Genomic DNA, 15,543 nt, shown 5'->3' with positions numbered 1-15,543 from the left:
GCCTTCATCTGAAACACAGGTTAGAGCGGGATGCGGGCGGAAAGCCGCGGACACTTTTCCGCACCCAACTCTTGGGATGACTACCGAGGCCTTACCATGTTTGCCGGAGGCTTGTTAATAGCGCGGACGCAAAGAGGTCAATTTTTTTGACCTCTTTGCCAATGACGGTGAAGTCAGGCAGCAGCGAGTGTCGCCTTGGCCGGTTTTCCCGCCACATAGGTCTCGACGATCGCGCGGTCGTCGCCCATGGTCTGGAGCAGGAAAAGTTCATCGGCGAGTGAGTTGACCACTTCGGCGCGCAGCGCCATCGCCGGTGTTGCCGCCATGTTGAGCACGATGAAGTCGGCGTCGGTGCCGGCCTCGAGCGTGCCGATGCGATCGACCAGCGACAGCGCCTCGGCGTTGCCGCGGGTCATCATGAAGAAGCTGTCGAACGGGTTCAGCCGCTCGCCCTGCAGTTGCAGGATCTTGTAGGCCTCGTCGAGCGTCTTCAGCATCGAATAGCTGGTGCCGCCGCCGATATCCGAGGCGACCGAGGTGCGTACCGGCTTTTCGCGCCGGTTGAGCGCCCGCAACGGGAAAAGGCCCGAGCCGAGGAAGAGGTTGGATGTCGGGCAGAAGACCGCGACCGATCCCGTCTCGCACATCACGTCCGCCTCGCGGTCTGAGAGGTGGATGCAGTGGCCGAACAGGCTCTTCGGCCCAAGCAGCCCATAACGGGCGTAGACGTCGGTATAATCGGTGGCTTCCGGATAGAGTTCGCAGGTAAAGGCGATCTCGTCGCGGTTTTCCGACAGATGTGTCTGGACATGCAGGTCGGGAAACTCATGCACCAGCGATTTTGCGACGTCCATCTGCTCCGGCGTCGAGGTGATGGCAAAGCGCGGAGTGATGGCGACATGGTTGCGGCCCTTGCCGTGCCAGTCGCGGATTACCGCGCGGGTCTCGTCGTAGCCCATCTGCGGCGTATCGAGCAACCCCTGCGGGGCATTGCGGTCCATCATCACCTTGCCGGCGATCATGCGCATGTCGCGGCGTAGCGCCTCGGCGAAGAAGGCGTCGGCGGATGCCTTATGCACGGTGCAATAGGCGGCCGCCGTCGTCGTGCCGTGGCGGACCATTTCGTCGAAGAAACGGCTGGCGATGCGCTCGGCATGGGCGGTCTCGACGAAGCGGCACTCTTCCGGGAAGGTATAGGTGTTGAGCCATTCCAGCAGGTTGGCGGCGTAGGAGGCCATCACCTGCATCTGCGGGAAATGCAGATGCGTGTCGATGAAGCCCGGCACGATCAGGTGCGGGCGGTGATCGATCTCGACGATATCATCCGCTGCCTCGGCCTTCACAGTCGCGTAGGTGCCAGACGTTTTGATCCGGCCGTCTGCGACCAGCAGCGCGCCATCGCTTTCATAGGTGTAGGCGGCGCTGTCCTCGATTGCCATTGGCGCGCGGTGAAAGCTCAAGAGGCGGCCGCGGATGAGCGTCGTTGTCATTGTGTCTTGCCTTCCTCGACGGCGCTTTCGAACCAGGCTGCCAGCAACTGGCGCTCGTCCGTCGTCATGTCGGTTATGTTGCCGGGCGGCATGGCATGGCTGCGCCCCGCCTGGATATAGATTTCGCGGGCGTGGGCGGCAATCTCCTGATCGCTCTCTAACACCACGCCCTTCGGCGGCCGGGCGATGCCCTCATAGACCGGTTCGGCTGCGTGGCACATGGAACAGCGGGTCGAGATCGCGTCCTTGACGGCGGGGAAATGCGCATTCTCCGCAAACCGGGCAAAGACCGGCGCGACCTCGGCTTTTTCTTCGCCGGTCAGCACCTTCGGCACGGTCGACAGCCACATGATCAGGATGAAGAGGAGGACGGTGACGAGCCACGTCCAGGTAGGCCTACCCTTGCGGGCATGGGTCGTATTGAACCAGTGCCGGATGGTGACACCCATCAGGAACACCAGCGCCGCGATGATCCAGTTGAAGGCGGTGGCAAAAGCCAGCGGATAGTGGTTCGACAGCATGAAGAAGATGACCGGCAGGGTCAGGTAGTTGTTGTGCAGCGAGCGCTGCTTGGCCTGGGCGCCGAGCTTCGGGTCGGGCGTGCGCCCGGCGATCAGGTCGGCAACGACGATCTTCTGGTTGGGAATGATGAGGAAGAAGACGTTGGCCGACATGATGGTGGCGGTGAAAGCGCCCAGATGCAGGAAGGCGGCGCGGCCTGTAAACACCTGGGTATAGCCCCAGGCCATGATCACCAGCGCCACATAAAGAAGCGCCATCAGGCCCCAGGTGTTGTTGCCGAGCGGCGACTTGCAGAGCAGGTCATAGAAGACCCATCCGATGCCGAGCGAGGCGAGCGAGATCAGGATCGCGGACGTTGCCGAGATATCGAGCACGTGGCGATCGATCAGGAAAAGATCGGCACCGCCGTAATAGACCAGACAGAGCATGGCGAAGCCCGAAAGCCACGTCACGTAAGATTCCCATTTGAACCAGGTCAGGTGCTCGGGCATCGAGGCGGGGGCGACCAGATATTTCTGGATGTGGTAGAAGCCACCGCCATGCACCTGCCATTCCTCGCCGTAGGCTCCAACAGGCAGGTGGTCGCGCTTCACGAGACCGAGGTCGAGCGCGATGAAATAGAAGGATGAGCCGATCCAGGCGATGGCGGTAATGACATGCAGCCAGCGCACAGCAAAGGCCAGCCATTCCCAGGCGATGGCGAACTCGTACATTCAGGTCCCCTTTATTCTCTCCGTCAGCGCACCTTGCGCAAAAACCGGGAGTTGGGGAAGGGGGCGAATGCGCCTCCAAGCGTAAATTGCCGCGATCGGGACGATTTCGGGGTGAATTCACCCGGAATGATAAACCTGATGGATTCTAATGGGTTACCCTAGCTCGCGGAAGCCGCCTTGCGCTCTTCTACCCAATCGGCCCCGAACTGAACCGACGGGCAGAGTTCGCTGAGGATCCAGTCGCGGAAGATGCGGATCTTCGGGGTGTTGCGGCGCGCATGCGGGTAGGCCAGCCAGTAGTCGCAGCCGTCGCTGCAGCGCAGGTCGAAAGGCTGGTAGAGCCGGCCAAGCGCTACGTCGTCACCGTAGAATTCCGGTGTCAGGATCGCCACGCCCTGGCCGGCAACGGCGGCGCGCGCCTCGAAGGATTGCGCGCCGAGCCGGCTTGTCGGGCGGCCCTCGAGATCCGGATCGTCGACGCCGGCGGCCGAAAACCAGATCCGCCACCAGGGGTCGCCGGCATCGATGATCCTGAGCTTCAGGAGATCACGCGGCTCGCGGATGCCGCCAACGGTTTCGGCGAGTGCCGGGCTCAGCATCGGGCTGAACTCGACGCGCATCAGCGGATGTGTGTCGAGGCCCGGCCAGACGCCGGCGCCGGAGCGGATGGCGAGATCCGTGGGTTCCTTGGCAAAATCGACGAGGTTGTCGTTGGTGTCCAGGCGCACGGCGATGGTGGGGTGGGCGAGCTGAAACGAGCCGATGTTGCGGGCGAGCCATTGCGAGGCGAAGGTCGGGGTCGAGCTGATCAACAGTGTGCTGTCGATATCGCCGCGCGCTGAGGAGACGGCCTCCTGCAGCATCTCGAAGGCTTCGGTGACCCGTGGCGCCAGCCGCTGGCCGACATCGGTCAACGCGATCTGGCGTGGGCGGCGCAGGAACAAGGGCTCGCCGACGCTCTCCTCGATCAGCTTGACCTGGTAGCTGACGGCGGTCTGGGTCATGCCCAGCTCCTCGCCGGCCTTGGTAAAACTGCCGAGCCGGGCGACGGCTTCGAAGACCCTCAACGCATTCAGCGGAAACTGCTTGGACATCTTCATGGATAAGTTCTCTTGATGCATGCAGACGGATGTTCGATTGGAACTCAATCCTCTTCCACGGCATCCTGCAAGTCAACTTCCCAAGACGAACAGGTGCTCAAAATGACTTGCGACGTTATCGAACATACTGAAAGAAAACCGCTTCTTTCGCTGGATGCGGTCGTGCGGCTCACGTCCACCCTGTTTGGCCGTGCCGTTGTCGCCAAGCCGGTGCTCGACGTCAATGCGCTGTCCGACCATATCAAAAGAGACATGGGTTTCATGGATGGCCGTGGCCCCTATGGGGACGATGTCGAGGCGCAGGCCGACGCGCACCGCCTCGTCAACATCGACGAGCTGCCCCGGATCTGACCGGAGCTCTCACACGCCGCGCGTCGAACGGGATGCGCGGCGATGTCATCAATCAAGACGATTGTCGAAGGCGTTCGACGGCCATCAGCACGCGCTCCGGCGTCGCCGGCGCATCAAGGCGCGGGCATTCGCGATAATCGGCAACGCTCGCCACCGCCATCGACAGCGCCTCGAGCACGGAGATCGGCAGCATGAAGGGCGGTTCGCCCACGGCCTTTGACCGCCCGATGGTCTTTTCCGCATTTTCCGACCACTCGGCCAGTTTGACGTTGAAGATCTTCGGCCGGTCCGAGGCGAGCGGGATCTTGTAGGTCGAGGGTGCGTGCGTGCGCAGTCGGCCCTTGTCGTCCCACCACAGCTCCTCCGTTGTCAGCCATCCCATGCCCTGGACGAAACCGCCTTCGATCTGGCCAAGGTCGATCGCCGGATTGAGCGAGCGGCCGACATCGTGCAGCACGTCGACGCGATCGACCATGTATTCGCCGGTCAGCGTATCAACAGATACTTCCGACACCGAGGCGCCATAGGCGAAGTAGTAGAAGGGCGTTCCCCGTCCGGTCGCGCGGTCCCAATGGATTTTCGGCGTCTTGTAGAAGCCGGCGGCCGAAAGCTGCACGCGCGCCGTATAGGCAAGCTTGATGAATTCCGGGAAGGGTACCAGTTCTTCGCCGATCTTCACGTGATCGGGAACGAAAGTGACGTTTTCCGCCGTCGTCTGCCAGCGCTCGGCTGCAAAGGCGACGAGCCGTTCCTTGATCTGGCGCGCCGCATCGAAGGCGGCCATGCCATTGAGGTCGGAGCCGGACGATGCAGCGGTCGCCGAGGTGTTGGGGACCTTGCCGGTCGTGGTCGCGGTGACGCGCACGCGGTCGAGATCGACCTGGAAGCTGTCGGCGATGACCTGCGCGACCTTCACATAAAGGCCCTGGCCCATTTCCGTGCCGCCGTGGTTCAGGTGGATCGAGCCATCCTGATAGATGTGCACGAGGGCGCCGGCCTGGTTAAATGCGGTCATGGTGAAGGAGATGCCGAACTTCACCGGCGTCAGCGCGATGCCCTTGCGAATGACACGGCTCGCACGGTTGAACTCGATAATGGCCATGCGGCGCGCCTGGTAATCGGCGTCGACTTCAAGCTCGGCGACGATCCGGGCGATGATGTTGTCTTCGACCTGCTGGTGGTAAGGGGTGATATCCCGGCCGGAACCCTTCTCGCCGTAGAAATTGAGCTTGCGGATCTCGAGCGGATCCTTGCCGAGAGCGTAGGCGATCTCTTCGATCATGCGCTCGCCGCCGACCATGCCTTGCGGGCCACCGAAGCCGCGATAGGCGGTGTTGGAGACGGTGTTCGTCTTCAGCGGCTGCGACGTCAGTTTTACATGCGGGTAGAAGTAGGAGCTGTCTGCGTGGAACAGCGCGCGGTCGGTCACCGGTCCGGAGAGATCGGAGGAGTAGCCGCAGCGCGCAGCGTAATTGGCGTGAACGGCGTGGATGCGGCCTTCCTCGTCGAAGCCGACATCGTAGTCGACGAGGAAGTCGTGACGCTTGCCGGTGGCGGTCATGTCCTCGTCGCGGTCGGGGCGAAACTTGACCGCACGGCCGAGCTTTTTCGCCGCCACGGCTGCAAGGGCTGCGAACTGGTTGCCCTGCGTTTCCTTGCCGCCGAAGCCGCCGCCCATGCGGCGCACATTGACCGTGACCGCATTGGAGGGAACGCCGAGCACGTGCGAGACCATGTGCTGGATTTCGCTTGGGTGCTGGGTCGACGACCAGACGGTGACCTCGTCGTCCTCGCCGGGAATGGCAAGGGCGATATGGCCTTCGAGGTAGAAGTGCTCCTGGCCGCCGATGCGCATCCGGCCCTTCAGCCGGCGCGGCGCCTTTTCCAGTTCAGCGTCGGCATCGCCCCGCTGCAAGGTCAGGGGCTGGGTGACGAGCTCGCCGCCATGGGCTACCGCATCGGTGATATCGGTGAAATGCGCCAGGTCGCGATAGCTGATCTTCGCCAGCCGGGCAGCACGACGGGCGATGTCGCGCGTCTCGGCGATGACGGCAAAGGCCGGCTGGCCGTGGAACTGCACGATGCCGTCGGCAAGCACCGGCTCGTCATGCAGGTGGCTGGGGCTGATATCGTTGGAATGCGGCATGTCGCTCGCCGTCAGCACGCAGACGACGCCGGCCGCCGCGGCGACGGCCGAGAGGTCCATGGCGGTGATTTCGGCGTGGGCGCGGTCGGTCATCCCCAGCGCACCGTGCAGCGTGCCCGCCGGTTCCGGCATGTCGTCGATGTAATCGGCGGTGCCGGTCACGTGCTTGTGGGCGCTGTCATGGCGCTGGTGCGAATGCATCTGCCCCTTGATCGCCTTGCGTTCTTCGAAGGTCGACTTGTCCATGATTACCTCTCTCCCGCCGCGTAGCGCACGAGCTCCGCCGGCTGGCCGCCACTTTCCAGGAAAAAGCGCATCAGCAGGTTCTTCGCCGCCAGCATGCGATAGGTGCTGGTGGCGCGCCAATCGCTCAAGGGCTGATAGTCGGCCTCGAAGGCTGCCTGAGCGGCGCGCACCGTTTCCTCGGTCCAGGGCTTGCCGATGAGCGCGGCCTCGACGGTTGCAGCGCGTTTCGGCGTGCCGGCCATGCCGCCAAAGGCGATGCGGGCGGTCTCTACCCGGTTGCCGTCAAGCGAAATGCGGAAGGCGCCGAGTAATGCGGAAATGTCCTCGTCGCGGCGCTTGGAGAGCTTGTAGGCCGCAAACAGCTCACCCGCCGGCAGCGCGGGCACGAAGACGCTCTCGACGAATTCGCCGGCTTTGCGGTCCTGCTTGCCGTAGGCGATGAAGAAATCTTCAAGCGGCAGCGTGCGCGTCCCTTCCGTCGAGCGCAGCGTGACAGTTGCCCCCAGCACGATCAGGGGCGGTGGACTGTCGCCGATCGGCGAACCGTTGGCGATGTTCCCGCCGATCGTGCCCATGTTGCGCACCTGTTCGCCGCCGATACGGTCGATCAACCGGCCGAAGGCTGGATAGGCTTTGCTGAGCGCTGCAAAGGCGGCTGAATAGCTGACGCCGGCACCAATGGTCAGGCCGCCGTCGCTTTCCTCGATGCGCTGCAGTTCGGCGATGCCGTTGATGAAGACGACGGGATCGATCGGACGCATCTGCTTGGTGACCCAGAGGCCGACATCGGTGGCGCCGGCAACCACCGTCGCGCCTTTGTGCTCGGCAAGAGCGGTCGCGAGGCCGGTGGCATCCGCCGGCATGATCAGACAGCTTTCACCGTGGCGGACGGTGATCGTTTTCTCGGGTTGAAGCGCCTTGAGGCGGGCGATGGTGGCCTCGCGCGCAGCCGTGATCGGATCGAAGATAGCAGAAGGCCGCGCGCTTGCGGCGGCCTCGGCCGCCTTGACGATCGGCTCGTAGCCGGTGCAGCGACAAAGGTTGCCTTGCAGCGCCTTTTCGATGTCGGCCCGGCTGGGATTGTCGTTCGAAAGCCAGAGGCCATAAAGCGACATGACGAAGCCGGGCGTGCAGAAGCCGCATTGTGAGCCATGGAAATCGACCATCGCCTGCTGCACGGGATGAAGCGTTCCATCCCTGGCGGCGAGATGCTCAACGGTGACCACATGGGTCGCATGCAACGATCCGACGAAGCGGATGCAGGCATTGACGCTTTCATAGACCAGCGTTTCGCCGGCGAGCCGGCCGACGAGCACGGTGCAGGCACCGCAATCGCCCTCCGCGCAGCCTTCCTTGGTTCCTGTCAGCCGGCGCTCAAGCCTGAGATAGTCGAGCAGGGTAGCGGTCGGCGCGACGTCGGAAAGCGCCACCTCGCTATCATTGAGGATGAAGCGAATGCTGTCGTCGTCCTTGCGTTCCCTAACCTTAGGCATGCCATTCATTCCTGCTGATGCATGGCCGCAAAAACCGGAAGCGTTCCCGGCGACGGACCATGCGCATTTTCATAGAGTTAGGGCGTCGTCCGCCTCGTCTCAATGGACGGGCGGCTCTCTATTGCGCCGTCCAGCCGCCGTCCATGGAAACATGCGTGCCGGTGATCTGCGCCGCATCATCGCTTGCGAGATAGACGGCGAGCGACGCTACCTGCTCGACGGTGATGAATTTCTTGGTCGGCTGGCCCTTGAGCATTACGTCGTTGATGACCTGCTCTTCGGTGATGCCGCGGGTGCGGGCCTGATCCGGGATCTGCTTTTCGACCAGCGGGGTCAGCACATAACCCGGGCAGATCGAATTGGCGGTGATGCCATTTTCCGCAACTTCGAGCGCGACGGTCTTTGTCAGCCCCATGATGCCGTGCTTGGCGGCGACATAGGCCGATTTGAACGGCGAGGCGACGAGCCCGTGGGCAGAGGCGATGTTGACGATGCGGCCCCAGCCCTTTGCCTTCATGCCGGGCAGGGCGGCGCGAATGGTATGGAAAGAGGAGGAGAGGTTGATGGCGATGATCCGGTCCCATTGCTCGACCGGGAAATCCTCGACCTTCTCGACATATTGAACGCCGGCATTGTTGACCAGAATGTCGACGCTGCCGAAGCGTTTTGCCGCCGTTGCCATCAGGTCGGCGATCTCGTCCGGCTTCGTCATGTCGGCCGGGTGATAGATGACCGTTCCCGTGGTGAGCGCCCCGACTTCGTCCGTCGCAGCCTTGATTTCGTCCGGCGTGCCGAAGCCGTTCAAGACGATGTTGGCGCCGCCCTTGGCAAAAGCCTTGGCAATGGCAAGGCCGATGCCGCTCGTCGAACCGGTGATGACCGCAGTTCTCGTCATTCCTGATCTCTCCCTTTGCAGCGCCGCTGATCTTGCCCGTTTTTTGCGGCGCAACAGCGTCAACCTACGCGTAAAACCGCTGAGGTGACAATTGTGTTTTTCAGGCCGCCGACGCAGAGTTGCGGCGGGAGGCCTTGTCACGATTTCTTGCGTTTTGTTTTCGTTTGACATTCGTTTTGCCATCGTATTGAAGTTTTTCGAAATGGACGCCACGCCCAAGAGGAAGGGCGTCGAGACACGTGATGTGAGGCCGGGGAGGGGCATATGGGCGGATATATTCTCGCGATCGATCAGGGCACGACATCGAGCCGGGCGATCGTCTTCGACGGCAAGCAGCAGGTAGCAGGCCTCGACCAGAAGGAATTCAGGCAGCACTTTCCGAAATCCGGCTGGGTCGAGCACGATCCGGAGGAAATCTGGGATAGCGTCGTCGTCACCGTCAACGAGGCGATCAGGAAGGCGGGGATCTCCCCAAGCGATATCGCCGGCATCGGCATCACCAACCAGCGCGAAACGGTGGTGGTCTGGGATCGCGAAACCGGCAAGCCGATCCACAACGCCATCGTCTGGCAGGACCGCCGCACATCAGCCTATTGCGACAAGCTGAAGAAACAGGGTCTCGAAAAGACCTTCACCAAGAAGACCGGTTTGCTGCTCGATCCCTATTTCTCCGGCACCAAACTCAACTGGCTGCTGTCGAATGTGAAGGGCGCCCAGGCCAGAGCTGCCAAGGGCGAGCTTTGCTTCGGCACGATCGATACTTTCCTGATCTGGCGGCTGACAGGCGGAAAGTCCTTCGTCACCGATGCGACCAACGCCTCGCGCACGCTGCTCTACAACATCGCCGACAATGCCTGGGACGACGAGTTGCTCGACATCCTGCGCGTTCCCCGCGCCATGTTGCCGGAGGTGAAGGACTGCGCCGCCGATTTCGGCGTCACCGACAAGGAGCGCTTCGGCACGGCGATCCCGATCCTCGGTGTTGCCGGCGACCAGCAGGCCGCCACCATCGGCCAGGCCTGCTTCAAGCCGGGCATGCTGAAATCGACCTACGGCACGGGCTGCTTCGCATTGCTCAACACCGGCAAGGACATGGTGCGCTCGAAGAACCGGCTGCTCACCACCATTGCCTACCGGCTGGATGGCGAAACCACCTATGCGCTCGAAGGCTCGATCTTCGTTGCCGGCGCGGCGGTGCAGTGGCTGCGCGACGGCCTGAAGGTCATCAAGGCGGCTCCGGACACCGGCACGCTTGCCGAAGGCGCCGACCCGTCGCAGGAGGTTTACCTCGTCCCGGCCTTCACCGGTCTCGGTGCGCCGCATTGGGATCCCGACGCTCGCGGCGCGATCTTCGGCATGACCCGCAACACCGGGCCCGCCGAGTTTGCGCGTGCCGCGCTCGAAGCGGTCTGCTACCAGACGCGCGATCTGCTCGAAGCCATGCACAAGGACTGGCGCAGCAACGGCAAGGAAACCGTGTTGCGCGTCGACGGCGGCATGGTCGTCTCGGACTGGACGATGCAGCGGCTTTCCGACCTCCTCGATGCGCCGGTCGACCGGCCGACCATCCTCGAGACGACGGCGCTCGGCGTTGCCTGGCTCGCCGGCAGCCGCGCCGGCGTCTGGCCGAAGCAGGAGGAGTTCGCCAAGTCCTGGGCGCGCGATCGCCGTTTCGAGCCGGCGATGGACGAAGCGACGCGCAAGACGAAGCTCAAGGGCTGGCGCAATGCGGTCAAGCGCACGCTGACCTAGAGCATTTCCAGGAAAAGTGCGAAGCGGTTTTCCGTCAGGAAATGCGTAAAAACAAGGAGATAGAGCGTTTCTGCGACTCCGCTTAAACCGGAAACGCTCTCGCCCCGGACCCTTGGCTTGATCCAAGCGCCGTTTGGCATCATCCGGGAAACACAGTGTTTCCCGGACGCGCATTTGCTGCTTTCGCCGGGGCCAACTATCTGTCGGTAGAACAACGATAGGATGGGCATCATGGAACTCGGGCTTTACACATTTGCGGATGTCGATCCGAACGCTGCCGACAAGGGCCGGGAAGGCCAGCGTCGGCTTGCCAATTTGCTGGAAGAGATCGAACTGGCAGATCAGGTCGGCCTCGATGTCTTTGGCCTTGGCGAACATCACCGCCCTGATTATGCAGCCTCGGCACCAGCCGTCATCCTTGCGGCAGCCGCCGCGAGGACGAAGACCATAAGGCTGACGAGTGCCGTGACGGTGCTGAGCTCGGACGACCCGGTGCGCGTGTTCCAGCAGTTTTCCACGCTCGACCTTCTCTCCAACGGCCGGGCCGAAATCATGGCCGGGCGCGGCTCGTTCATCGAGTCCTTCCCGCTCTTCGGTCAGTCGCTCGACGATTACGACCAGCTCTTTGCCGAAAAGCTCGACCTGTTGATGGCGCTGCGCGAAGCGGAAAAGGTCTCCTGGGCGGGCGAGATGCGCCCTGCGATCAGCGATCGCGGCGTCTATCCGCGTCCGCTGCAGGAGGTGCTGCCGCTGTGGATCGCCGTCGGCGGCACGCCGCAGTCGGTTGCCCGTGCCGGTGCCCTCGGGCTGCCGGTGGCACTTGCGATCATCGGCGGAGAGCCGCGCCGGTTCGCTCCGCTGTTCGATCTTTATCGCGAGGCCGCCCGTCGTGCCGGCCAGGATCCGGCAAAGCTGAAGACCAGCATCAATGTCCATGGCTTCATCGCCGATACGACCGATCTTGCCGCTGACCAGTTTTATCGCCCGCAGGCCGAGGTGATGAACCGCATCGGCCGGGAGCGCGGCTGGGGGCCGACGAACCGGGCGCATTTCGACCAGGCGCGCAGCCCTGCCGGCAATCTCTTCCTCGGCGACCCCGAAACCGTGGCGGAGAAGATCGTCGAGAACTGGAAGCTCTTCCGCAACGACCGCTTCCTGCTGCAGATGGCGATCGGCCCGATGCCGCATGCCCAGATCATGCGCGGCATCGAACTCTACGGCACCAAGGTCGCGCCGCTGGTGCGCAAGGCGCTTGCCGAGCAGGGGGCCGGACAGACCGTTTCGGCCTGAGCCGCCACAGGCCGTTCATGTCTCGCTTGTCGGCGCTGGAAAATCCGGCACCGACCGGCTACATGTGGGCACGAAAGCGAGACACGGATGACCCTCAACAACGAAGAAGATCTGCTGCGGCTGAAGGAAATCGGCCGCATCTGCGCCAATGCGCTGCAGGCTATGGGCGAAGCGCTCGAGCCGGGCATCACCACGGCGGAACTGGATGCCATCGGCCGCAAGGTGCTGGAAGAGGCAGGTGCGCGCTCTGCGCCGGAACTCTGCTACCAGTTTCCGGGCGCCACCTGCATCAGCGTCAACGAGGAAATCGCCCACGGCATCCCCGGCAGCCGCATCATCCGCGCCGGCGATCTCGTCAATATCGACGTTTCGGCTGAGAAAGACGGCATCTTCGCCGACACCGGCGCTTCCTTTCCGGTGCCGCCGGTCTCGGCAGCCATCGACCGCCTCTGCCGTGACGGCAAGCGGGCGATGTGGGTCGGCCTCAAGCAAGTGCGTCCGGACCAGTCGCTTGCAGCGATCGGCAATGCGATCGGCGATTTCGCCCGCAAGAACCGCTATTCGCTGGTCACCAACCTTGCCAGCCACGGCATCGGCCGCTCGCTGCACGAGGAGCCGAAGGAGATCGCGACCTGGCCGGATCCGAGCGAGCGGCGGCGCATGACCGACGGTATGGTCTTTACCGTCGAGCCGTTCCTCTCGATGGGCGCGGACTGGGCCGAGAGCGGCGACAAGGACGACTGGACGCTCTACAGCGAACCGCGGGCACCGACCGTGCAATATGAGCACACGGTCGTCGTCACGCGCGGCGGTCCGTTGGTGGTGACGCTGCCCGGCTGACGGGCCATCGTTCGATTCCTTCAATAGGACATTCAATTATAGTGATTTGTGGTGTTCGTTTTGCAGTGCAATAAAACTGCTTATGACCACGATCGACAGACCACATCACGCAAGCCTCGCCTCCACCGCTACCGCCGGCGCCATTGCCATGGCGGTCGCCATGGGCTTCGGCCGCTTCTCCTACACGCCGATCCTGCCGGCGATGATGACGGACCTCGGCCTATCGCCGGCGGATGCCGGCCTCATCGCCTCGGCCAATTTCGTCGGCTATCTCGCCGGCGCCGTGCTTGGCGCTTACGGCTGGGCGCATGGGCAGGAGCGAAGGATCGGGCTTGCTTCGCTCGCGGCAACCACACTGCTGCTGGCGGCGATGGGCCTGACGTCCTCGGTCTTGGTGCTCAGTCTCATCCGCTTTCTCGCCGGCCTTGCCAGCGCGTTTTCGATGATCTTCATCTCCGGCATCGTCCTTGGTCACGGGCTGTTGGCGCGGTCTGAACATGTGCCGGCCATGCATTTCGGCGGCGTCGGGCTCGGCATCGCCTTCTCCTCGCTCTGCGTCTGGTTGGCACCTCTCGCTGGCGCCGCCGGGCTTTCAGCGTCGCAAGCCGACTGGTTCACCGGCGCTCTTGTCGCGCTTGTCGGCACGGTCGTCGTCGCTCTGATGCTGCCGGCCGGTCCCGTCTCCGGCAACGGCGCCGCACGTGAAAAGCCGCTGACCTGGACCCGCCCCCTGACGGTGGTGACGCTGACCTATGGGTTGTTCGGCTTCGGTTACGTGATCACGGCCACGTTCCTGGTGGCCATGGCCCGCGACGCGAGCGGCGGCCACAGCATCGAGTTCCTTGCCTGGCTGTTGACGGGCCTAAGTGCAGCGCTGTCGGTCTATCTCTGGCGCTTCGCCGTGCCGCGCTTCGGGCTTGCCGGTGTTTACGCGATCGGTCTTCTGGCCGAGGCTGTCGGCCTTGTGCTCACCGTCAGCCTGCCGCTGCCCTATGCGCCGCTTGCCGGTGGCCTGATGCTGGGCGCCACCTTCATGATGATCACCGCCTACGGCCTGCAGATCGGCCGGCATCTGGCGCCGGAAAGTCCGCGCAAGGCACTGGCGCTGATGACGGCGGCCTTCGGTATCGGCCAGATCATCGGTCCGGTGGTTGCCGGCTGGTTGGCCCAGCGCACCGGCAGCTTTGCAGCGCCGACCTTGATCGCGGCCGCGGTGCTGTTCGTCTGCGGCGGGGTGATCGTTGCCGAACTCAGGCGGATCGCAGCGGCGCTGCCGCGCTGAGCGGCGGCGGGAAGGTTGCGCCGCTTGCCGTAACACATGATGAAATAACGGTAACGTTCATATTACCTGATTGTTGAAAAAGGTGCTTTGCCCTAGTTTCGGCGCTTCGAGAGGCGAGTTGTTCTCCTCCCCCGAAACGAGAGTGCCGTACTTTGTTCCTATCTTTCTTCCCGAAGCCGAAGCTCTTTTTCATTTCCTTTGTCGTCTGGTCGCTTGTCGCCATCGCCTTTTGGTATGGTGAAGGCGAGCAGTTGGGTGCAGTCTTCGGAATGCCGCCCTTGCCCTCGGATGCGCCGCCGATCACCGGGATTTCTGCCTTCTGGTCGCCCGCCTTCCTCTGGTTCTATCTCTACTTCGGGCTGGTCGTCGGGCTGTTCGCAGCATTCTGGTATGTCTATTCGCCACATCCCTGGCAGAACTGGTCGATCCTCGGCTCAGCCCTCATTCTTTTCGTCACCTATTTCCAGGTGCAGGTGAGCGTCGCGATCAACAATTGGTACGGGCCGTTCTGGGATCTGATTCAGGCGATCGTCTCGAAGACGAAGGTGGTGACCGCGGCAGAGTTCTACGGAGAAATCGCCGTCTTCCTCGGTATCGCCTTGGTCGCTGTCGCTGTCGCGGTCATGACCCGCTTCTTCGTCAGCCACTATATCTTCCGCTGGCGCACGGCGATGAACGAGTACTACATGGCCCACTGGGGCAAGCTGCGTCGTATCGAAGGTGCTTCGCAGCGTGTCCAGGAAGACACAATGCGCTTCTCCACGACGGTGGAGGGCCTCGGCGTCAGCCTGATCGACAGCGTGATGACGCTGATTGCGTTTACGCCGGTATTGATCCGGCTTTCGGCCAATGTCACCGAACTGCCGATCGTCGGTGACATTCCCTATCCGCTGGTTACGGCCGCTGTGCTTTGGTCGCTGTTCGGCACGGTGTTCCTGGCGCTCGTCGGCATTAAGCTGCCGGGCCTCGAGTTCCGCAACCAGCGTGTGGAAGCGGCCTACCGCAAGGAACTGGTCTATGGTGAGGACCACGCCGATCGCGCTCAGCCGCCGACGGTCGCCGATCTCTTCGAAAACGTTCGCCGGAACTATTTCCGGCTCTATTTCCACTATCTCTACTTCAACATCGCCCGCATTTTCTATTTGCAGATCAACGGCATCTTCTCGTTGCTGATCCTGGCGCCGTCGATCATCGCCGGCAAGATCACACTCGGCGCGTTGAACCAGATCTCGGGTGCCTTCGGGCAGGTGACGTCGTCGTTTCAGTACCTGGTTTCATCCTGGCCGACGATTGTCGAACTGCTTTCGATCTACAAGCGTCTGCGCGCCTTCGAAGCGGCAATCGACGATGAGCCCCTGCCGGAAATCGAGCAGAAGTTCATCGCGGTTGGTGGCGAGGAAGAACTGGCCTAAGCTGGGCCAGG

12 protein-coding genes are annotated in these 15,543 nt (G+C 62.8%); 6 read left to right on the top strand and 6 right to left on the bottom strand.

From position 1 onward, the window contains the following. Window positions 1–173: 173 nt before the first annotated feature. The 3 genes from guaD to ASD03_RS07375 form a co-directional block, all read right to left on the bottom strand. Window positions 174–1,490, bottom strand: a complete 1,317-nt coding sequence (gene guaD, locus ASD03_RS07385) for a guanine deaminase (protein WP_057212593.1) — start codon at window positions 1,488–1,490, stop codon at window positions 174–176. Continuing rightward, a complete protein-coding gene (puuD, locus tag ASD03_RS07380) occupies window positions 1,487–2,725 on the bottom strand; it encodes a urate hydroxylase PuuD (protein WP_025428014.1) in 1,239 nt (412 codons plus the stop codon). Before puuD ends, guaD begins: the two co-directional genes overlap by 4 nt. Window positions 2,726–2,883: 158 nt before the next feature. Further along, on the bottom strand, window positions 2,884–3,825 hold the full coding sequence (locus ASD03_RS07375) for a LysR substrate-binding domain-containing protein (RefSeq protein ID WP_057212610.1): 942 nt from the start codon (window positions 3,823–3,825) through the stop codon (window positions 2,884–2,886). 162 nt (window positions 3,826–3,987) lie between these two features. On the opposite strand from ASD03_RS07375, the gene ASD03_RS07370 reads away from it, so the two are divergent. Continuing rightward, window positions 3,988–4,176: a hypothetical protein gene (locus ASD03_RS07370; protein WP_128090423.1), complete on the top strand. Its 189-nt coding sequence runs from the start codon at window positions 3,988–3,990 to the stop codon at window positions 4,174–4,176. Between the two features lie 52 nt (window positions 4,177–4,228). On the opposite strand, the gene xdhB is transcribed toward ASD03_RS07370, so the two are convergent. From xdhB to ASD03_RS07355, 3 genes are all read right to left on the bottom strand, one after another. Beyond that, a complete protein-coding gene (gene xdhB / locus ASD03_RS07365; protein WP_025428011.1) occupies window positions 4,229–6,568 on the bottom strand; it encodes a xanthine dehydrogenase molybdopterin binding subunit in 2,340 nt (779 codons plus the stop codon). Between the two features lie 2 nt (window positions 6,569–6,570). Further along, on the bottom strand, window positions 6,571–8,061 hold the full coding sequence (gene xdhA, locus ASD03_RS07360) for a xanthine dehydrogenase small subunit (RefSeq protein ID WP_057212608.1): 1,491 nt from the start codon (window positions 8,059–8,061) through the stop codon (window positions 6,571–6,573). 118 nt (window positions 8,062–8,179) lie between these two features. Next, entirely contained in the window at window positions 8,180–8,956 is a 777-nt protein-coding gene (locus tag ASD03_RS07355; RefSeq protein WP_025428009.1) for a 3-hydroxybutyrate dehydrogenase, read from the bottom strand. Between the two features lie 264 nt (window positions 8,957–9,220). On the opposite strand from ASD03_RS07355, the gene glpK reads away from it, so the two are divergent. From glpK to sbmA, 5 genes are all read left to right on the top strand, one after another. Further along, entirely contained in the window at window positions 9,221–10,708 is a 1,488-nt protein-coding gene (gene glpK, locus ASD03_RS07350; RefSeq protein WP_025428008.1) for a glycerol kinase GlpK, read from the top strand. Window positions 10,709–10,939: 231 nt separating this feature from the next. Continuing rightward, window positions 10,940–11,998 carry an LLM class flavin-dependent oxidoreductase gene (locus ASD03_RS07345; protein WP_025428007.1) on the top strand — a complete coding sequence of 353 codons (1,059 nt, stop codon included), beginning with the start codon at window positions 10,940–10,942 and terminating at the stop codon, window positions 11,996–11,998. Window positions 11,999–12,085: 87 nt separating this feature from the next. After that, entirely contained in the window at window positions 12,086–12,838 is a 753-nt protein-coding gene (map, locus tag ASD03_RS07340; protein WP_025428006.1) for a type I methionyl aminopeptidase, read from the top strand. Window positions 12,839–12,920: 82 nt separating this feature from the next. Beyond that, window positions 12,921–14,120: an MFS transporter gene (locus ASD03_RS07335; RefSeq protein WP_164474910.1), complete on the top strand. Its 1,200-nt coding sequence runs from the start codon at window positions 12,921–12,923 to the stop codon at window positions 14,118–14,120. 152 nt (window positions 14,121–14,272) lie between these two features. Further along, window positions 14,273–15,532, top strand: coding sequence for a peptide antibiotic transporter SbmA (gene sbmA / locus ASD03_RS07330; RefSeq protein ID WP_025428004.1), 1,260 nt, complete (start codon window positions 14,273–14,275; stop codon window positions 15,530–15,532). The last annotated feature ends 11 nt before the right edge of the window (window positions 15,533–15,543 follow it).

This window comes from Ensifer sp. Root127 (assembly GCF_001425225.1).
GTDB classification, from domain to species: Bacteria; Pseudomonadota; Alphaproteobacteria; order Rhizobiales; family Rhizobiaceae; genus Ensifer; species Ensifer canadensis.
The sequence above is the reverse complement of the archived record's forward strand: the minus strand, read 5'-3'. Positions and strand labels throughout refer to the sequence as shown.